The 18,532-nt window shown below is 59.1% G+C and carries 20 protein-coding genes and 1 pseudogene; 10 read left to right on the top strand and 11 right to left on the bottom strand.

The window, feature by feature from the left end:
- The 4 genes and pseudogenes from trbL (at position 1) to HB777_23620 (ending at position 4,471) form a co-directional block, all read left to right on the top strand.
- Positions 1-960: pseudogene (gene trbL, locus HB777_23635) on the top strand (P-type conjugative transfer protein TrbL).
- Positions 961-992: 32 nt separating this feature from the next.
- On the top strand, positions 993-1,862 hold the full coding sequence (locus HB777_23630) for a hypothetical protein (protein ID QND66612.1): 870 nt from the start codon (positions 993-995) through the stop codon (positions 1,860-1,862).
- Positions 1,847-2,341, top strand: coding sequence for a tyrosine-type recombinase/integrase (locus tag HB777_23625; GenBank protein QND66611.1), 495 nt, complete (start codon positions 1,847-1,849; stop codon positions 2,339-2,341). The genes HB777_23630 and HB777_23625 overlap by 16 nt, the downstream gene beginning before the upstream one ends.
- 498 nt (positions 2,342-2,839) lie before the next feature.
- Entirely contained in the window at positions 2,840-4,471 is a 1,632-nt protein-coding gene (locus HB777_23620) for a hypothetical protein (GenBank protein ID QND66610.1), read from the top strand.
- 518 nt (positions 4,472-4,989) lie between these two features.
- On the opposite strand, the gene HB777_23615 is transcribed toward HB777_23620, so the two are convergent.
- Together HB777_23615 and HB777_23610 are read right to left on the bottom strand one after the other, a co-directional pair.
- Positions 4,990-5,157 carry a ribbon-helix-helix protein, CopG family gene (locus HB777_23615; GenBank protein ID QND68886.1) on the bottom strand — a complete coding sequence of 56 codons (168 nt, stop codon included), beginning with the start codon at positions 5,155-5,157 and terminating at the stop codon, positions 4,990-4,992.
- Between the two features lie 245 nt (positions 5,158-5,402).
- Positions 5,403-5,639 (bottom strand): helix-turn-helix domain-containing protein, encoded by a 237-nt coding sequence (locus HB777_23610; protein ID QND66609.1) that lies wholly within the window; start codon positions 5,637-5,639, stop codon positions 5,403-5,405.
- A 169-nt stretch (positions 5,640-5,808) separates the two neighbouring features.
- Between HB777_23610 and HB777_23605 the strand changes: the two genes are divergently transcribed.
- From HB777_23605 to HB777_23585, 5 genes are all read left to right on the top strand, one after another.
- Positions 5,809-6,096: a helix-turn-helix transcriptional regulator gene (locus HB777_23605; protein ID QND66608.1), complete on the top strand. Its 288-nt coding sequence runs from the start codon at positions 5,809-5,811 to the stop codon at positions 6,094-6,096.
- Between the two features lie 177 nt (positions 6,097-6,273).
- Positions 6,274-7,086, top strand: coding sequence for an SDR family oxidoreductase (locus tag HB777_23600; GenBank protein QND66607.1), 813 nt, complete (start codon positions 6,274-6,276; stop codon positions 7,084-7,086).
- 47 nt (positions 7,087-7,133) lie between these two features.
- Complete coding sequence (locus tag HB777_23595) at positions 7,134-7,805, top strand: glyoxalase (GenBank protein ID QND66606.1); 672 nt, start codon at positions 7,134-7,136, stop codon at positions 7,803-7,805.
- Between the two features lie 21 nt (positions 7,806-7,826).
- The gene (locus tag HB777_23590) at positions 7,827-7,982 is read left to right on the top strand and encodes a hypothetical protein (protein QND68885.1); all 156 of its coding nucleotides are present in this window, start codon (positions 7,827-7,829) and stop codon (positions 7,980-7,982) included.
- A gap of 57 nt (positions 7,983-8,039) precedes the next feature.
- Positions 8,040-8,672: a class I SAM-dependent methyltransferase gene (locus HB777_23585; protein QND66605.1), complete on the top strand. Its 633-nt coding sequence runs from the start codon at positions 8,040-8,042 to the stop codon at positions 8,670-8,672.
- A 282-nt stretch (positions 8,673-8,954) separates the two neighbouring features.
- On the opposite strand, the gene HB777_23580 is transcribed toward HB777_23585, so the two are convergent.
- The 3 genes from HB777_23580 to HB777_23570 form a co-directional block, all read right to left on the bottom strand.
- Positions 8,955-9,614, bottom strand: a complete 660-nt coding sequence (locus HB777_23580; protein ID QND66604.1) for a response regulator transcription factor — start codon at positions 9,612-9,614, stop codon at positions 8,955-8,957.
- A 242-nt stretch (positions 9,615-9,856) separates the two neighbouring features.
- Positions 9,857-10,534, bottom strand: a complete 678-nt coding sequence (locus tag HB777_23575) for a type 1 glutamine amidotransferase domain-containing protein (protein QND66603.1) — start codon at positions 10,532-10,534, stop codon at positions 9,857-9,859.
- 226 nt (positions 10,535-10,760) lie between these two features.
- Positions 10,761-11,147, bottom strand: coding sequence for a response regulator (locus HB777_23570; protein QND66602.1), 387 nt, complete (start codon positions 11,145-11,147; stop codon positions 10,761-10,763).
- 514 nt (positions 11,148-11,661) lie between these two features.
- On the opposite strand from HB777_23570, the gene HB777_23565 reads away from it, so the two are divergent.
- Positions 11,662-12,714, top strand: coding sequence for an alpha/beta hydrolase (locus tag HB777_23565; protein ID QND66601.1), 1,053 nt, complete (start codon positions 11,662-11,664; stop codon positions 12,712-12,714).
- 72 nt (positions 12,715-12,786) lie between these two features.
- On the opposite strand, the gene HB777_23560 is transcribed toward HB777_23565, so the two are convergent.
- The 6 genes from HB777_23560 to HB777_23535 all read right to left on the bottom strand — a co-directional run bounded on the left by HB777_23560 (position 12,787) and on the right by HB777_23535 (position 18,365).
- Positions 12,787-13,287, bottom strand: coding sequence for a DUF302 domain-containing protein (locus HB777_23560; protein ID QND66600.1), 501 nt, complete (start codon positions 13,285-13,287; stop codon positions 12,787-12,789).
- Positions 13,288-13,352: 65 nt separating this feature from the next.
- Complete coding sequence (locus HB777_23555; GenBank protein ID QND66599.1) at positions 13,353-14,378, bottom strand: aliphatic nitrilase; 1,026 nt, start codon at positions 14,376-14,378, stop codon at positions 13,353-13,355.
- 132 nt (positions 14,379-14,510) lie between these two features.
- A complete protein-coding gene (locus HB777_23550; protein QND66598.1) occupies positions 14,511-15,623 on the bottom strand; it encodes a redoxin family protein in 1,113 nt (370 codons plus the stop codon).
- 40 nt (positions 15,624-15,663) lie between these two features.
- A complete protein-coding gene (locus tag HB777_23545; GenBank protein ID QND66597.1) occupies positions 15,664-16,074 on the bottom strand; it encodes a cupin domain-containing protein in 411 nt (136 codons plus the stop codon).
- Positions 16,075-16,145: 71 nt separating this feature from the next.
- The gene (locus HB777_23540) at positions 16,146-17,471 is read right to left on the bottom strand and encodes an epoxide hydrolase (protein ID QND66596.1); all 1,326 of its coding nucleotides are present in this window, start codon (positions 17,469-17,471) and stop codon (positions 16,146-16,148) included.
- Positions 17,472-17,738: 267 nt separating this feature from the next.
- Positions 17,739-18,365: a glyoxalase gene (locus HB777_23535; protein ID QND66595.1), complete on the bottom strand. Its 627-nt coding sequence runs from the start codon at positions 18,363-18,365 to the stop codon at positions 17,739-17,741.
- Between the last annotated feature and the right edge of the window lie 167 nt (positions 18,366-18,532).

Genomic DNA, 18,532 nt, shown 5'->3' with positions numbered 1-18,532 from the left:
ATGGGCGGCATGGGCGTCATCGACCATTTCCTCGAGATCTTCACGCGCTACATCGACGGCGGCTTCGGCCTGCTCGGCGGCGAGGTCGGCTTCATCGCCACAACCCTGATCGTCATCGACGTGACGTTGGCGGCGCTCTTCTGGTCCTGGGGTGCGGATGACGACATGATGGCCCGCCTCGTCAAGAAGACGCTGTTTGTCGGCGTCTTCGCCTATCTCATCTCCAACTGGAACAATCTCGCCCGCATCGTCTTCGAAAGCTTCGCCGGGCTTGGCCTGAAGGCTTCGGGTACGGGTTTTGCCGTCAACGATCTCATGCGCCCCGGCAAGGTAGCGCAGACCGGGCTCGACGCCGGCCGGCCGTTGCTGGACTCGATCTCGAACCTGATGGGCTATTGGTCCTTCTTCGAGAACTTCATCCAGATTGCCTGCATGTTCTTCGCCTGGGCGCTGGTGCTGCTCGCCTTTTTCATCCTCGCGATCCAGCTCTTCGTCACCCTGATCGAGTTCAAGCTGACGACGCTCGCCGGTTTCGTGCTGATCCCCTTCGGTCTGTTCGGCAAATCCGCCTTCATGGCCGAGCGAGTGCTCGGCAACGTCATCTCGTCCGGCATCAAGGTGCTGGTCCTCGCCGTCATCATCGGCATCGGCTCGACCCTCTTTTCCGAGTTCACCGCGGGCTTCAGCGGCAACACGCCGTCGATTGACGACGCCATGGCGATCGTGCTGGCCGCGCTGTCGCTGCTCGGCCTTGGCATATTTGGACCGGGCATTGCCAACGGTCTCGTCTCCGGCGGCCCGCAGCTCGGCGCGGGTGCGGCGGTCGGCACCGGGCTTGCCGCCGGCGGCATGGCAGCAGTGGGCGCCGCGACCGCCGGCGCAGCCGTGTCCGGAGGCGCGGCTGTCAGCGGTGGTGCTGCGAGTGCAGCTCGTGGCGGAGCCGCCATCGCGGGCACAGCCTGCTAGCCGGGCCGGGGTCCTATAGGTTCGAGTTGTTACCGACGGAGCCAAACACTGAGGGAGAAGCGTTCACGCTGCTTCGTAGCCTTCTGCCGAAGACGCAATTCGAGCGACCAGCACACGCCATCAAGGCAGCCAATCTCATCCTTTGGCCAAAAATGTTCGGAGGCCGCTTTGCCTTCCTGCAGATCGACGACGAGGACATCGCCGACCTGGTGGCGGACCATCTGTCGGACGCAGATTCCTGGTTACGCATGAGACTGCTGGAAGACCCGAAGTTCGCTTCCAGCATCCTTGCCGGCCTCGACGGGCTCGCGTCTGGCCCTTGGAGTGGCTGGCTCCCGCGCGGTACTGATTTCTTCTGGCTCTATGAAAATGGCAAACGCCTTCCGCTGCGTCTGGTCGCCGGAGAACTCATCGATCCTGCGACCGGCATGAAGGTGGCGCGCTTCGCAGCCTCCGACATCCTCGAGCGGCTGGCAAACCGCAGCCTTATCCCGAATCTCCTGCTTACGTTTCTGGTTTTGTCGATCCTGCCCGGCGTGCGCGCGCTTGGAGGAAGCTATCAGCCGATCTACTACCCCTTGATGCGCCATGTCGTCTGCCAGGCGGTCGAGGCCGCAGGCGTGGACGAAGATCTTCGGCAGGCTCTCGCAACCGACGACGTATCGGGTGCTTGGGGACATCGGGTCATTGAGTGTGATGATGATCCGCTCGAACTGTTCCTAAATGGCAGGAACAGCGCGATGAGTGATCTTATCGACCGTTTGGGCGACATTTCCTTCGCCGAGGCTTGTGGAAGCATGAAAGGCTTCGTGACTGACCCGTCGTGGCATGAACTTCACTGCCGACTGCGGCAGGGGTTGATCACGCCGGGCGATGAGGAATGGGCTTTCTCCTGAAATGTCTTGCCATCGACAGCAAGCTTCGCGGCTGCGATCTGGTCAAGATCAAAACGAGAGATCTGGTAACGGGACCGGATATACGAAAGCGGGCGATGGTCGTTCAACAAAAGACAGGACGTCCTGTCCAATTCGAACTGACCAGCGATGTCCGTGCCAGCCTACTGGCGTGGCTGGAGAGGCGGGGCGGCACCGTGGATGACCACGCGTTCCCAAGCCGGATCAACCATGCACACCATATGAGCACACGGCAATACGCCCGTCTGGTCGACGAATGGGTCACTGCGATTGGACTTCGAAGAGCGGACTATGGCACGCACTCTCTGCGCAGAACAAAGGCTGCAATGATCTACAAAGCGACGGGCAACCTACGCGCCATCCAGATTCTGCTCGGGCATACCAAGATCGACAATACGGTGCGGTATTTGGGTGTCGACATCGAAGACGCATTGCTGCTGGCAGAACGAACTGAAATCTGACGCTGTGAGGTCATCCGTGCGCAGCGGATGACCGCTTCGCGCGACGGTCTTATTCTGCTGCGAGATCGGACTGGAGGTGGAATCGGACTGGTCGCTTTCGATCTGCTGAGCATGAAAGCGGTCAGCAAGAGTGGGAGTCACTACGATGCCACCAAGTTTTGCGCCTGACTTTTGTGGCAGAAATTGCCCCAGACGTGAGATTTCAGTAGTTTGTCCACTCGGTCTGAGCCGGGAAAGCTGAGCTTGTTGAAGCTTCAGCGATTTTCGGAGCACCGAATGAACATCCACAAGAATGCTCGTTGACGTCGGTCCGTCTAGGGCAAATCGTTGTCGGTCCGGTCCAAAATCGGCGTCGGGCTGGGAAAGGCGCACGATATCGCGGCTCGTGATGAAGATCGCACGGTGAGATCGGGCGGCATCCTGAAGTCGGATTCCCTTCCTTCGGGGGTTTGATGTAGTCTGGGCGGGTAGTCGCCGACCGCCATGGAGTTGGATACGATGACGTATTTCGATCTAGGCACCTTCTCCCGCCGGCTGGAAAACACGCCTTCCGAGGCGCAGATGTGGTTCGACCGGGGGCTGATCTGGCAATACGGATTTAACCACGAAGAGGCCATTGCCTGTTACGAGCGCGTGCTCGAAGTGGCGCCTTCAAACGTCATGGCGCGGTGGGGAATTGCCCACTGTCTAGGCCCAAACTACAACAAGCTATGGACCTCCTTCGGGCCTGAAGAGCGTATTGTCGCTTTGACGCGGGCGCATGTATTGCTGGCGGAGGCGTGCGATCTGTCCGCAATCGAAGTCGAGCGCGCATTGCTTGGTGCGCTGACCTCGCGGTTCCCTACTGATCCAGAGATTGCGGATTATGGCCCTTGGAATGACGATTTCTCTGCAGCGATGCGCACAGTGTACGAGAGGTTCCCTGACGATCTGGATGTGACCGCGATCTTCGTCGAGGCACTGATCAACCGCACGCCTTGGGCGCTGTGGGATACTCGGACCGGGCAGCCTGGGGTTGGCACCTCGACGGAGGAAGCGCGCGCGGTTTTGGACCGCGCCTTCACGACCCAGCCAGCAGCCTGGGTACATCCGGGGTTGTTGCATTTCTACATTCATCTGATGGAGATGTCGTCGACGCCGGAAAAAGCCTTGCCGCATGCAGATCGGCTGGTGCGCCTCGTGCCAGACTCTGGGCATCTTGTGCATATGGCGACGCATATCGACGTGCTTTGCGGCGACTACAACAAGGTCGTGGTGCGCAACCGGCAGGCGGCTCAGGTGGATCGTTCATATTTCGCTCATGCAGGCGGTGAGAACTTTTACACTGTCTACCGGATCCACAACCTTCACTTTCAAATCTACGGGGCCATGTTTCTTGGTCGCCCTTCGGATGCCTTCGAGGCCGCGAGGGCACTGGCGGAAAACCTGCCAGAGCCGGTGGTGCGTTATATGCCAGAGATGTTTGAAGCCTTCGCGCCGATGAAGTTGCACGTACTTATCCGCTTTGGCCGCTGGTCCTGCATCCTGGAAGAGGCCTTCCCTGACGATGCCGAGCTCTACTCTTTCAGCACCGTCCTGTTGCATTATGCCCGGACCGTGGCTCTGGCCAATCTCGGTAAAATCCCCCAGGCAGAGGAAAGCGCTAGACTTTTCGCGGCCGCGCGCGATGCAGTGCAACCCGAGCGCATGCTGTTCAACAACCCATGCGCCGATATCCTCGAGGTTGCCGAAGCCATGATGCTGGGGGAGTTGTATTACAAGTCCGGCCGCGTCCATGAAGGCCTGGACTTCCTGCGGCGTGCGGTCGATCTCGATGACAATTTGCTCTATGACGAGCCATGGGGTTGGATGCAGCCGACGCGACACGCGCTTGGCGCATTGCTGATGGATGCCGAACGATATGCCGAAGCTGAGGCTGTCTATCGCGCCGACCTTGGGCTTGATGCGACGTTGCCGCGGCCTTGCCAACACCCACGCAACGTCTGGAGCCTTCACGGCCTGCTGGAATGCCTTAGCCGACGTGGTGACGCGGTAGAGGTCAGCCAGGTCCGACAGCAGTTGGATCAGGCGCTGGCGCATTCAGAGGTGCCGATCACGGCATCATGTGCCTGTCGGAGCGCACCGCGATAACGGGCAAGCATCCGCTCGCCACGTTGCAGCCTCCTTAGCGTCATACGAGCCGGCATCAAGCAGCGTCTCGCACGCGTCCATTGCGCGCGCGAAGCCGGCCGTCACTCTGCTGCAGTGCCCTGCACGAAGTCCTTGTCGAACCGTGGCAGTGCAGGTCCGCGTGCGCGATCTTTGGATCGATCACTTCGGCGCGCAGTGCCTTTAGATGGAAGAGAGTCCCGGCCTCATCGGCTCTCATCAAACGCGAGTAGCCAGCTACGTCCGCTGCCAAAACCGCCACAAGCTTTCGTTCCGGGCGCGCCACGAGTCCTCCTGGACTACAAAGACGTCACGTGGTTTTGCTGGGAACGTAGCACTCGCGTGTATGCGCAACTAGCCGCCATAGAAGGTCCACTTTGGTCAGCTTCACACCTTGGTCCCACCAGGCTGAACGTCCGCTATCGTTCTTCGGACGCGAGAAGCCGCCATTCCGCAGTCGGCCCCATGTCGGCCGTTCAATGATGTGCTTCGCGACAAAGCTATCCGCTATTCTTGGCGTCTCGCGCCTTAACACCGCGACGTTCTGCATACTCGATCAATGCGAGCTCAATGACAGCGGTTACCGAACGACGTTCCGACTCTGCCAGTTGTTCAGCCAGAGCTAGCACTGATGGGTCCAAACGCGTTGTGAATGGCTTTTTTATCATTGTCGCTTTTCGGCTTGAACTTGGAGCAGAAAAAATGCATAACAAAGCACGTGCAATGCACATGCATCGCGCGTGCTACGACCGATCAAGGTGCAGGAACACTTTGATCGGCCTGACCAAAACCGCGCTGTCAGGAGTTCGGATCATGGCTGATTCCGACAATACCACGACTTTGCCTCTCGTCATCCGCAGGATGGCAATTGCAATTGCGAGAATGGGAACCCGTCCTCCCGCCAACTCAACGTTCAAACCTGAGGATCTAAGAGCCGTACACCTTCACCCTTTTGACCAGCGGACAGGAATTCGACACCTGCTTTTGTCAGAGCCGCCTCAATGGCTTGCAGAGTGCTGATCCGGGAATCTACCTTGCCGTTTTCCAACCGGGCTAGCGCATTCAGCGACACAATTGCCTTGTCAGCAAGCTCCTGCTGCGACCAACCAAGCAAAGCCCGTGCGGCTCGAATCTGTCGTGGACTGACCATGAGTCCACAATCGGCAGGCCGATATTGTTTGCCACCTATAGGGTTAATTTGCACCCGATAAGGTATATTAAATGGCGATTCGATCTGGAGATGACGTCGGTGTGAAGAGCCCGGAGCGTCGGCGACAGACTCTCTATCCGGCTGGCTAGTGGAGGATCGGAAGGCCTTGTTGAAACCGCAACGCTCCGTTCTCCTTCGGGCGGAGCTGAAGCCAAAGATCGAGAGCGATCCGCATCCCGCCGACCAGCATGTCGGCAGGCAGATTGCGACCGTTCGCGTCCAATCGGATGTCTCGCAAGCCCAGCTTGCCCGATCGATAGGCATCAGTTTCCAGCAGCTTCAGAAATACGAGAACGCGCGCAATCGCGTGACGAAGAGGTTGGCGCCGGCGTCGATGCACATCCGCGCGAAGGTCTGCACCCAGCGCGGCACGTCCTGCCAGCCTGGTTCCCAATGATGGTGGTGCAGATACACGCGACGTCGAGAGTCACCCATGCGGTTTTTTCCAACGCTTCGCGGCGGGATTAGCGCCTGTCGGTCACCTATACACAGGTGTCGCCTACACCATCGTTCAATGGATTTAGCGTTTCCCTTCGTCGATCCTTTTGCGGACGAATGCTGAAGGAGAGCTACCATGACGAGTTCTGGGAAAGGCATCGCTCTCGTCACGGGCGCTTCGTCGGGGATTGGTGCGATCTATGCCGACCGGCTTGCGCACCGCGGTTATGACTTGATCCTTGTGGCTCGCAATCAGACGAAACTGGACGACGTTGCGAAGCGCATCGCCGGCTCGACCGGCCGCGGTGTCAATGCCGTCGCAGTCGACCTCAATAGAAAGATGGATCTAGCGCGGCTCGAAACGCTACTCGAAAGCGATCCCGGCATCACCATGCTTGTCAACAATGCTGGCATGGGCGCGGTATCGCCGCTTCTGGAGACCAACGTCGACAGAATGGCGGCCATGATTGAGCTGAACGTGACGGCGCTGACTCGATTGACTTATGCTGCGGTTCCGGCATTCGTTGCGCGCGGGGGCGGCACTATTATTAACGTCTCCTCAGCGGTGGCCATTGCGCCAGAAATGCTGAACGGTGTCTACGGCGCGACGAAAGCCTTTGTCCTGGCTTTCAGCGTTTCGCTTCACAAGGAGCTTGCCGGCAAAAACCTACGCATCCAGGCGATTTTGCCCGGGGTAATCGCGACCAACTTCTGGGATGTCTCGGGAGGGTCGCTCGACCAACTGCCGAATAAGACACTTGAGGTCATGCAGCCAGACGATCTAGTCGATGCTGCACTTGCCGGCTTGGACCAAGGCGAGTTGGTAACCATCCCTTCACTGCCAGAGGCAGGTGATTGGCACGCATATGAAGCGGCACGCCAGAAGCTCGTTCCGAACCTATCGCTCAGTGCTACTCCGGCTCGTTATCGCGTCGCCGCGGTGGCCTGACGGAATGAAGACGCCTTTCTAAAATAGTCAAATCAAAGGAGGTGAATATGAACGTTGCTCAACTGCCCAGCGAAACCGCGATCGCAACGCCGACAGCGCGAGGCGTAGACATAAGGCTCGAGGTCGCGGTCATTCCCGTTGCGGACATCGACCGTGCCAAACACTTCTATAGCGGCTTGGGCTGGCGACTGGACGCCGACCTCACAGGCGACGGATTTCGCGTCATCCAGTTTACGCCTCCTGGTTCGCCGTGTTCCGTAGTCTTCGGCTCAGGGACCAGAACGGAACCCTATGCCCAGCTCGAACTCGATGTCCTCAGAAGCTGTGGCGAGCTCGTCGTGTCGGACATCGAAATAGCGCGCGGCGAACTCGCCGATCGCGGCGTCGACGTGAGCGAAGTGTTCCACTATGCCGGCAGTGAAGGCCGCGTCATCGGTCCAGACCCCGAACGGCGCAGCTACTTGTCGTGGGCATCCTTTAGCGATCCGGCCGGAAATATCTGGATGTTGCAGGAGGTCACTGCGCGAGCGCCCGGCCGCGTCGACACTGGCGAAACCACATTTGCCTCGTCGACCGAGCTCGCGGCCGCGCTCCGGCGTGCGTCTGTGGCCCATGGCGAGCACGAGAAGCGGACAGGCGGCCAGCGTGATGCGAATTGGCCGGACTGGTACGCGCAGTATATGGCGGCGGAGAAGGCAGGCAAAGCGCTGCCAATATAAGAACGAACGCGCGAGACGGTCATCTCAGAAGGCGTGCGAGCCGCGAATAAGACGTTCAAGGACGATTGGGTATTCGCCATTACCCTTCGAGGTGGCAAAGTGAGGACCATCCGGGAGTATGTCGACACGCAAGCCCTGACGCGTGCTTCCGAGATGGCCCCGTCCCGGCCGGCGTAAAGCTGGCCATCTGTTCCGAGCGCGCCCGTCGAATGCCCAATCGTAAAGGAAATTCCGATGTACGACCAATCCAAGGTATCCGAGTTGATCCGGTTCGCACGAGTTGTTGCGGGCTCCACCGTCATTGACGTTTACCCAGGCGACGGCGACTGGACCCGTCTCTTCTCCGACATCGTGGGACCCGAAGGACGGGTCTACAGCTTCGTGCCTGCCGAAGTCGCCCACTTCAAGAACGATCCGGTCGGCAGCATGCGGACGCTTGCGAAGGAGCCGGGCCGAGAGAACGTCGAAGCCGTCTCGGCGGACCTGGTGGCGATGCCGGAGGTTACGCAACCGGCGGATGTCCTGTGGCTGCACCTGTTCTACCACGATCTCCATACCGAGTTGATCCAGGCCAGGGGCGCGACCGCGGCCGACTTCAATCGAGCCGTCTACGATCGGCTAAAGCCCGGTGGGTCCTACGTCATCGTCGACCACGCCGCCGCCTTAGGGTCGGGCACGAGCGACACCCAGTCGCTGCATCGAATTGAGCCTGCGTCCGTCCGCGAGGAGGTCGTGGCGGCCGGCTTCGTACTGGACGCGGAAAGCACCGTACTCGCGAATAAGGATGATGCGCACTCGATCAAGGTGTTCGATACCTCGATCAAGGGCGAGACCGATCGCTTCACCTATCGGTTTGTGAAAATCTAACACTGAGCTATTCGCCAGCGACGACGCAGGCTCGCGTAAGGGGCGGCTTTGACCGGCGCGACCACTGATTGTGCGTCGGTTTCGGAACGACAGCTAACCGCAGAAGTTGGTTGAAACCGGACCGTCCGCTGTCGGCCCAATTTCGGTCGTACAATGTCGCTTATCCGTATGCCCGCTTCTAGTGCGTTTCTGACATTCAGTCAGATGGATCGGTTGGAGTTTTGATACCGATCCGCGTAGTGCCGTCTGTTGGCAGCTACAGAAATTCCGACCAAATCGCAGCTAGCCTGACAGGCCGAGTTTCGCCGCCATGCTCAGCAGATACGGGAGCGAGCGGGCTTCCATCTTTCGCATCACTTGACCTCGGTGCGCTTTCACCGTGATCTCGCTAATGCCTAGCTCGAAGCCGACCTGTTTGTTCAGCAGCCCGGACGCCACCAATGCCATGACCTCTCGCTCGCGGCGACTGAGCGATGCATATCGGTCCTTGAGCAAGCGCATCTCTGCGTCGCGAACAAGTAGGGCCCTGCTTCGTTCGAGCGCCTTTTCGATAGCCGGTATCACCACGTCATCGCTGAATGGTTTTGTCAGAAACTCAACGGCGCCGGCCTTCATCGCCTTGACCGTCGTCGGCACATCGCCGTAACCGGTTATGAAGATGATCGGCATGTCCGCGTGCTCGACAGCGATCAACTCCTGCAAATCAAGTCCATTGAGATCAGGGAGATTGACGTCCAGAATCAGGCAATTCGGAACCGGCGCCCGAGCATGAGAGAGGAACGGCTCCGCCGACTCGAACATCTGTGGCTGCCAGCCTGCGGAGCGTATGAGCAACTCGAGAGATTCACGAACGGAAATGTCGTCATCCACGACGAACACGACAGGCGTCGGCACAGATGCCGCCGCTGCCCCGCCTTGGCCAGTTGAGAAACCCGTAACCATCGAAACTACCCTCTCCAGGTCACGACTACAGGATTAGACGATCAAGCTCGTGAGCGCAAAACTCAGCGCGTCCTGCGCAGCAGCCTTGTGGAAAACGATCGACGGCATTCTTTCACCGCCGCTTCCTCTTCAGGCCCGATCAAACGATCGTGACGTCGAGGATCATCCATCTGCGGGCAAACGTCAATGTTGGAACAGGGCCATCACGGAGCCTGGGTGGCCAAAGCTGTCGCGAACGCCATCTAAAGCCGCAAAACTCCAAGCAAATTTACCGCAGCCGAGCCGGACGATGAGGGGTTCTGGCCAGTGATCAGGCGACCGTCGACAACCGTGAAATCGGCCCAATCTTCCTTTTTCTCATAGCGCCCGCCCAGGCGTTTCAATTCGTCTTCGAGAAGAAACGGTACGACGTTCGTCAATTGCACGGCTTCTTCCTCGGTGTTGGTAAAGCCGGTGACGCGCTTGCCCCTGACTATCGGCTGCCCCTGGTAGGTTACCTTGAGCAGCACCGCCGGGGCGTGGCAGACGGCCGCGACCGGCTTGCCTGCGTTGTAGAACTCCTCGATAAGCGCGATCGAATCCTTGTCGTCGACCAGATCCCACATAGGACCATGACCGCCGGGATAAAAGACCGCATCAAAGCCATCCGCCTTTATGTCGCGAAGCATTTCTGTGTTTGCCAGGAGCGCCTGAGTTGCGGGATCACCCTTGAAACGAGTCATCGCCTCAGTCTGGTTGTCCGGATCGTCACTCTTGGGATCGATCGGAGGGTGGCCGCCCTTGGGCGAAGCTAACGTTACTTCCGCGCCGGCGCCCTGGAACACGTAATAGGGTGCTGCAAACTCCTCCAGCCAAAACCCGGTCGGCTTGCCCGTATCCCCAAGCCTGTCGTGCGAAGTCAAAACCATCAGGATTTTCATCGATAATCTCCATTCGCTCTTTCGGGCCTGGGTTCAAGAGAGCTTTAGTCTTTCGCCGCCGTCTGCTGCCGGTATTCGAGCGTGGGCAAACCGTCCCAGCCCAATTTTAGGTCTCCACTTTCGCCTGTAATGACGACCACCTTTTTGTCGCGACGTGCGGCCTAAGAGTCCCGCGATTCTGAGTTCGTGGCACACTCATCCACGGTATCGTCGCGGGCTGTGATAATCATCCGACTGATCCAGCCCGGCGGACTGCCAAACGGAGCGCGTCCTGCAAGGACGCGTCGCTGAACGGCTTGAACAGGCACGCTACCGCGCCATCGTCCACAAGCAGCGACCGCAACGCTTCATCTTTTTGCCCCGTGATGAAAATTACCGGACTTGGGACACGTCGGCGCTTCAGTTCGCGATACAGATCTGGGCCAGTCATGCCAGGCATCGTGACATCGAGAATTAAGAGCTTGGCATCTTGCACGATATCACTGGCCAAAAATTCCTCGGAGGAAGCGAATACCGCCGCGCTAAATCCCAATTCCTTGAGCAGGTCGGGGAGGGACTCACGCACGGATTCGTCGTCATCGACGATGGCCACGAGCCGACTGGTAAGTTTCATGAATTATTCGCTGCACTTTCTTTCGGACTGAGCGGTTTGCTCCCCGCGTCCATCACGCGTACTTTTTTCACTTCTTGCCATTTCCGCCTGCGTCCGCTTACAACCATTGTTCATCGGCTGTCGCTAGATTCCTATTGTGCCTTGGTGTCGGTTTTCTCCTTCTTCACCCTGGTGCGTCCGATCGCACCTACCGATGCACGAGCGCCAGCGCGACCAATCCGAAGGTATTGGCGACACCTTGGTGTAATGGATTTGCGTATCAGGTCGGACAATCTGTCCTCCACACCCCGAATGGGGGTGGAACGGATTTGAATCGCGTTATGATCGATTTCTTTCTAGCCGCTTCGTCCGCTGCCGGCGCTGCCAGGTTGGTCCACGGATCGTCGCGCGGAACGCCGTCACCATGGGAGCTGCTCGTGAGCCTCACGCTGACCCTTTGGAGAAAATCTTCAACCTTGACGTCACGGCGCTGAACCGCGCCGCCCTTCCGGCTATAATCATAGGGAGTTTGATCATGACCAGGACTGAACCCTCCGAGACAATCAATCACCGTCGCCGCAGTCTCATCGGCGTCGCCGCAATGACACTCGCCGCCTTCGAGCTTGGCGCAGACAAGCAAGCGAATGCGGCGTCCAGCGAGGCAGCGAAGGCCATGCCGGCTTCGCCGAAATCGTTCGGTCCGCTCAGGCAGATCGATGCTGGGCAGCTGAACGTTGGATATGCCGAGTTGGGGCCGGCCGACGGGGGGCCTGTCATTCTGCTTCACGGATGGCCATACGACATCCACTCCTATGTCGACGTCGCTCCATTGCTAGCAGCGAAGGGGTATCGCGTGATCGTTCCTTACCAGCGTGGCTATGGCACCACCCACTTCCTTTCGGACAAGACGGAGCGCAATGGTCAACAATCGGCGTTCGCTGTCGACCTCATCGCCTTGATGGATGCTCTGAAGATCGAAACTGCCACGATCGGCGGCTGCGACTGGGGCGCCCGCACGGCAAACATTGTTGCCGCGCTGTGGCCGGAACGTTGCAAGGCTATGGTATCGGTGAGTGGATATCTCATCGGAAATCAGCAACTGGGCAAGCAGCCGCTACCGCCGAAGGCCGAACTGCAGTGGTGGTATCAATTTTACTTCGCCACCGAACGCGGTCGCGCCGGCTACGAGAAGAACAGACGTGAGTTCGCCAAGCTGATCTGGCAGACGGCATCGCCGCAATGGAGCTTTGACGACGCCACTTTCGAACGCAGCGCACCTGCGTTCGACAATCCGGATCACATCGACATCGTGATGCACAATTACCGCTGGCGGCTCGGCCTCGCCGAGGGAGAGCCGCAGTATGACGAATTCGAGCGGCGACTTGCTCAGGCACCCCTCATCGACGTGCCGACGATCACCCTCGAAGGTGATGCCAATGGGGCTCCCCATCCCGATGCCAGTGCCTACGCCAAAATGTTCTGGAACAAATATTCACACCGCGTCGTAGAGGGCGGGATTGGGCACAACTTGCCGCAAGAAGCCCCTGAGGCTTTCGCCCAGGCGATTATTGATGTTGCAAGTAGTTGATACCCCGTCGGAGATTGTGGATCCGATAGTCAGATGGGCTGGACGGCCAGCGCCTAACGTGGCGACTGCTTTCTATTCGGCAGCCTTGCGCAAAACCGCATCGAGGGTGGCATCGAGATAACGCCCGACCTCGGTCACGCGCTTGTCGCCATACTGGCCAAACAAGGTTGATGGCCTGTCATATTCAAAAAAGCTCCCGCCCCGTTCGTCCTCGAGCAGAACCACGCGCAGTGGCGCGTAAAGGGCAGCGGAAATCTTGTGACGGGTCATCTTGGAAGCGGTAACGGGATTGCCGATCTCATACTGCACGGCATTGCGTTTTCGGCCTTCGATCTGCAACAACGCGCCGTGGTCGCGGCAGTCGAAAATCGACAACTTTGGTCCATTCTCGTCGTAGTCCGTGACGTATTTCTGATCACCGCTGCGCAGCGCTGCAATTATGCCTGGGTCGAGCGTTGGCAGCATGCTCTCGAGTTTCTCTCGCACCTCTTCGAACGATCTGTTTGACGAGATCTGCACATGCTCAACCACGATCATCTGTGAAGAGAGAGTTTGCGAGGTCGCCTGGGGCATGATGCTCTCCGGAAGGGAATATTCGATTGCTGCCGTGCGAGCGCTTGTCCGTGACATTTGCGCTATCACTCGGCAGCCGGCTTCAGCAGACGTCTTTGATCGTCGTCCTCTACAGACCTCAACATTTGCTCAGCGTCCCACACATGATGGGAAGCGCGCTGATGAACGTGGGCGGTGGTCGTGCGATCGATCAGCAGGCTGAGCAGCTCCGGCCTGCTGTAATGGCCGCGCGAATCCATCAGCCGCTTTCGCTTGTCGATCAGCATGAAGTCGAGATCCGCGATAACCACTCCTTCGCCCGATCGGATTGGTTCTGCGAGCAGACTTCCGTCAGGTGCCACGATCGCCGTGAAACAGCCGCCAGAGATCGCACCGATGCTGCCGCCCCCGGTGTCCTTGACGATCTGCGCTTGCTGATCAGCATCGAGCCAGGCGGTGGCACAGACGACGAAGCAGGCTGACTCCAACGCATGCTGACGGATGTTGATTTGCGTCTGCTCGGAAAACAGCTCTCCGAAAATGGAGCCTGGATACATCGCCGAGTGAATCTGCTCGCCGTCAGCCATCATCGCGTACCGCGCCAGGGGGTTGTAGTGCTCCCAGCAGGCAAGCTGTCCGATGCGTCCGACGGCGCTGTCGACAGCGCGCAACCCGGAACCATCGCCCTGGCCCCAGATCATTCGCTCATGATAGGTGGGCGAAATCTTGCGGCGTCGCTGGATCAATTTGCCGTCGGCATCGAACAGAAGCTGCGTGTTGTAAACGGTTCCGCCGTCGCGCTCGTTAACGCCGATCGAGACGACAATTTCTGCCGCTCGGGCAGCTTCGCCTATGGCATCGACGGCCGGAGACGGCACCGTCACGGCTTGATCGAGCAATTTCTGCTGCTCGGATCCCATGATGTTCTGCACAGGCGCCTGGATGAACGAGAAATACGGGTAGTAGGGGATGATCGTCTCGGGGAAGGTGGCGAACTGGACGCCCTGTCCGCCTAACTCGCGGATATTCCTGACGACCTTTTCGATGGTGCCATCCCGGCTATACAGCACTGGGCTGATCTGCACGGCGGCGGCTTTGACGATGGTGCTCACTGTATTCCCTTTCCTGGTAACACTGAGGGGTTGAAGACAGGTTCGAAGCTGCCGCGCAGCAACGTTCGAGCAGGTCTCGTTCTGCTCGGCTCGGTCACGCGTCGCGACCGGGCGCGCAGGTCGGTCTGTGAATCAGCCAAACGTGAAGCAGAAAACCTCGACGCCAGGGGCCAGAAATTCGATCTGGAATTGGCGATCTACGATTGGCCCCTGTTGCCGGATCAGCTGGAACAGGCGTTGTTCGCTCACCGTGCCGTTGCCCTGTTCGTCAACGTCCAGTCCGTGAGCGCCACCCGGTGGCAGACCATCGATCAGGACGCGGAATTTCACGGATGTTCCCGGCATTGCCGGCCCCATGACAAGATGAAGATCGCGGGCGTGGAATCGATATGTGATGCGGCCGTCGGCCTTTTTCACCGAGACGCCGTCGCTTCCCATTATCCAGTCGCCCGACAGCGCCCATTGGTTCAGGAGCAACTGTGCCGGCGCTTCATAGAGATGCGGCTCGTTGCGAATTGCGCCGCCCAGGGATGCAAAGCCCTGGGTACGTTTGTAGCCGACGTAGTTCTCCGGAGATTTCAGATTGGCTCTGTCGGCAGCGGCTTCGAAGCCCTGCGCATCGACCGACACCAGGTCACTGCTTACGCGCTCGGCTCCGGCCTCTGCCAGCAACCGCTGAATGATCGTCTCGGACTGTTCGTAAGAACCCTCACCGAAATGTTGATCGCGAACCCGTCCCTGCGCATCGATGAAATAGAACGCCGGCCAATAATTGTTGTTGAACCCACTCCAGATCGCTCCCTCGCTGTCGACAGCGACAGGATAGTCGACGCCAAGCGCTTTCACCTCGCGGCGGACGTTGTCGATGTTCTTCTCAAATCGGAATTCCGGCGAGTGGACGCCGATCACGACCAAGCCCTTGTCTTTGTACTTATTCGCCCAGGCGCGGAGATAAGGCTGGACGCGCATCCAGTTGATGCAGGTGTAGGTCCAAAAACTGACAAGGACGACTTTTCCGCGGAGAGCAGCCGGCGTCAGTGGCGGCGAATTGAGCCACTCGTTGGCCCGCTCAATAGACGCCAACTGCGATTGGCCGGCAATCCAGCCGAGAATAGAGGCATGGACTGAACCTTGTGATCCTTTGTATGTCATCGATAGCTCCTTGGCTTCCGCTCCAAAGCTGCTGTTCGGAAGGCCGATCGCGGTGATGAACAGGAACGAGGCCAACAACTGGTTTGTCTTCATGCGGAAACTCCTTCCATGGTCTGACCGTGACCTCCGAATCTCACTTCACCAATTCGACGAGCGGCTTGCCTTTCTCGACGACATAAGTTCCAACCTCGGCGGCGGTAACAGTGCCGACATTCTTCGCGGCATGGGCCACCATGGCGGGAATAAACAGCACGCCGCCGGCATTGATGATTTGTGGCGGCTGGCCCTCGACCTCGTATTCTATCGACCCTTCGAGGACATAGACGATCTCTTCACCGTGATGCCGGTGCATGGGAAAAGCCGCACCGGGCGCGAAGTCCACGCGTGTCTGAACGGCCTCCTGACCCGGGATGCTGAGATCATGTTTCTGCAGGTCCGTACGCTTTATCCCTGGCATCTGTTCCGTCTGTTGCGCCCAGGTTGGGTTGAACACGATACCGCTTCCAGCGATCAATATGATCGCACCAATCTGCCTTGCCTTCATGTCGGCCTCCTACAAATTTGTGATGGGTGATCCGGCCGGATGTTCGGCCGGATGAGTTGTGGTGGAGATAGTCAGGCCTGCCGGAATGACCGGAATGCCGCGCGAAGCTCGGTGCTGAACAGCTGTGGCTGCTCCCACGCTGCAAAGTGGCCGCCCCTGTCGACCTGGTGGAAATAGGTCAGCTTGGGGTAGGCACGGCGTGCCCATGTCTCAGGCGGCTTGTAGACGTCCTCGGGAAACACGGTGATGGCGACCGGTAGAGATATCTCGGACGTCTTCTGCGCGGCCGCGAAGATTATGCTCCCATGGGCTGGGTTCTCCCAATACAGCCGTGCCGACGAGGCTGCGGTATTGGTCAGCCAGTAGAGCGTGATGTTGTCCAGCACGTCGTCTTTCGTCGGCGAGTTGCCAGGATCAGCGCCGTAGGACCAGTGCGCGAAGCCAGGATGCACAAGGATCCACGCCGCGAGGCCGGCTGGAGAATCCGTCGTGCCGTAGCCCACTGTCTGCGGCCGCGCCGACATCATCGTGAAATACGCCAGGTTGCCGTTCTTGCCCGACATCATAAGCGTTTCGATGACCGCGCGTTCCTGTCTTGAAACGCCCGCGGGCAACGGCGCGCCGGCGATAGCCGCGGCCGCTTCCGGCGGCACCGTTGCAGGGAGATTGATGTGGATGCCTCGCAATCCGGGGACCGACTGACGCGCCATCGCGTTGCAGATGGCACTGCCCCAATCGCCGCCCTGGGCGACATAGCTTGTGTAACCGAGGCGTTTCATCAGCTCCGACCATGCTCGCGCAATACGGTCAGGATCCCACCCTGTGCCGGTCGGTCTACCCGAGAAGCCAAAGCCAGGTAAGGACGGGATGACGAGGTCGAATGCTTCCTCGGCGCGGCCTCCATGCCTGGTCGGATCCGTGAGCGGACCGATGATCTTGAGCTGCTCGATTATGGATCCAGGCCAGCCGTGAGAAACTATCAGGGGAAGCGCATTCTTGTGACGCGAACGCACATGGATGAAGTGAATATCGGTTCCATCGATATTGGTGATGAACTGCGGCAATGCATTGAGCGCCGCCTCGACCTTGCGCCAGTCGTAGTCGGTGCCCCAGTACTGAACCAATCCCCGCAGCTTGGCCAACTGAGCACCTTGCGACTGGTCGGTCACGGTCTCCTTGTCGGGCCACCGCGTGGCAGCAAGTCGCCGGCGAAGATCGACGAGCTCCTCTTCAGGGATATGAATGCGGAAGGGGTGGATGGCGTCGTTTGACGCCGCAGCACGCAGCGGCGATGGCACCAGGATTGCCGCACCAGCAGCCACGACACCCGTCGTGACTGCTGCAAGAAGTCGACGCCGATCCTGGTTGATACCTTCTGAAGCTTGTCTCTTGTCCATTGTCCAATCCTCTGGTGTCGTTATGTGTTCTGGAAATGCCGCCGAGAACGTGCTGTGAGCGAAGAGAACCGATGCCGGTCGAGATCATCCCGCACGGTGGGGGGAACCGGCGAGGCCGCCGGCCGGCATCGGTGACGCTGGCCTTGTGCGATGGCCAGCGGAAGATTTAGAGACCGCGACCGCAGCGTCCACGGCCTTCAGCACCGGCGACATCGCGCGGAACAGGACGTCGGTAGCAACCTTGGGTCACCGACGTCATGCCGGTGCTCATAGAGGGAGCGGTTTGCCGGCTTGCTCGGCGACCATGTATTCGCTGTACCAGGCGGGCCAGTTCTCGTCGCGCTCGCCGCCATTTCGCTTCTCGTGCTCGCCATGCGCGACTGCCGCACGATGCATGGCGGCCGCAAGCTCGGCCGGCGACGTGAACGTCGTTACATTCGTTTCGACGCGCCCTGGCAGTCGAGTGGTGACCTCCTGGAGTAGCCACCGGTTGCTGTCCGGATCGCTGAACGACGCGAGCGAACCGTAGCTTGCCCGGTTCGGAGCTGGGCCATCGATCGGGCCCGCGTTGCCTCGATGGAATACATCGGTGATCTCGACGCCACGTCCGGCAAGCTCGGCGCGAGCAGCCTCGATGTCGGATACGACCAGAAAAAGCGCCGACTTTTCACCGAGGTGTATCGAAGACGGCGAGCCTGGGGGGGTGAGCTGAACGGCCCGAGAGCCGTCACCCCGGACAAAGTCAGCATCCACCCGCCAACCCAAGTCGCTGTAAAAGTTTTTGGCGCGATCGATATCGGCAACCGGTATCACGGCGACCTCAAGCTTCATGTCGACGGCTCGCGCTTTCGGGATTTTGGTCGCGGCTTCGCCGCTCGCCAGGACAGCGTTCATCTTGATCTCCTTTATTGCGTGGCTGCATCCGTGACAGTTCAGATGCCCGGGCCAAATTTTGGCCGACACCGGGCGGAAAACAATTACACGAAGGTCTCGGCAATACCTTTGGATTACCAGGTGAAGATCGCAATGCTTTCAGAGACGACCGTGATCATCGAGCAAGC

Origin of the sequence: Mesorhizobium loti, from assembly GCA_014189435.1 — a bacterium.
Lineage (GTDB): Bacteria > Pseudomonadota > Alphaproteobacteria > Rhizobiales > Rhizobiaceae > Mesorhizobium > Mesorhizobium loti_G.
The sequence above is the reverse complement of the archived record's forward strand: the minus strand, read 5'-3'. Positions and strand labels throughout refer to the sequence as shown.

What these genes read in the sequence shown, in the direction of transcription:
- HB777_23620 (QND66610.1), top strand. Translation starts at nt 2,840, where the DNA reads ATGACGTATTTCGATCTAGGCACCTTCTCCCGCCGGCTGGAAAACACG.
- HB777_23600 (QND66607.1), top strand. Translation starts at nt 6,274, where the DNA reads ATGACGAGTTCTGGGAAAGGCATCGCTCTCGTCACGGGCGCTTCGTCG.
- HB777_23610 (QND66609.1), bottom strand. Translation starts at nt 5,639, where the DNA reads ATGGTCAGTCCACGACAGATTCGAGCCGCACGGGCTTTGCTTGGTTGG.
- HB777_23560 (QND66600.1), bottom strand. Translation starts at nt 13,287, where the DNA reads ATGCCCCAGGCGACCTCGCAAACTCTCTCTTCACAGATGATCGTGGTT.
- HB777_23595 (QND66606.1), top strand. Translation starts at nt 7,134, where the DNA reads ATGAACGTTGCTCAACTGCCCAGCGAAACCGCGATCGCAACGCCGACA.
- HB777_23585 (QND66605.1), top strand. Translation starts at nt 8,040, where the DNA reads ATGTACGACCAATCCAAGGTATCCGAGTTGATCCGGTTCGCACGAGTT.
- HB777_23535 (QND66595.1), bottom strand. Translation starts at nt 18,365, where the DNA reads ATGAACGCTGTCCTGGCGAGCGGCGAAGCCGCGACCAAAATCCCGAAA.
- HB777_23565 (QND66601.1), top strand. Translation starts at nt 11,662, where the DNA reads ATGACCAGGACTGAACCCTCCGAGACAATCAATCACCGTCGCCGCAGT.
- HB777_23570 (QND66602.1), bottom strand. Translation starts at nt 11,147, where the DNA reads ATGAAACTTACCAGTCGGCTCGTGGCCATCGTCGATGACGACGAATCC.
- HB777_23550 (QND66598.1), bottom strand. Translation starts at nt 15,623, where the DNA reads ATGAAGACAAACCAGTTGTTGGCCTCGTTCCTGTTCATCACCGCGATC.
- HB777_23625 (QND66611.1), top strand. Translation starts at nt 1,847, where the DNA reads ATGGGCTTTCTCCTGAAATGTCTTGCCATCGACAGCAAGCTTCGCGGC.
- HB777_23580 (QND66604.1), bottom strand. Translation starts at nt 9,614, where the DNA reads ATGGTTACGGGTTTCTCAACTGGCCAAGGCGGGGCAGCGGCGGCATCT.
- HB777_23545 (QND66597.1), bottom strand. Translation starts at nt 16,074, where the DNA reads ATGAAGGCAAGGCAGATTGGTGCGATCATATTGATCGCTGGAAGCGGT.
- HB777_23615 (QND68886.1), bottom strand. Translation starts at nt 5,157, where the DNA reads ATGATAAAAAAGCCATTCACAACGCGTTTGGACCCATCAGTGCTAGCT.
- HB777_23540 (QND66596.1), bottom strand. Translation starts at nt 17,471, where the DNA reads ATGGACAAGAGACAAGCTTCAGAAGGTATCAACCAGGATCGGCGTCGA.
- HB777_23575 (QND66603.1), bottom strand. Translation starts at nt 10,534, where the DNA reads ATGAAAATCCTGATGGTTTTGACTTCGCACGACAGGCTTGGGGATACG.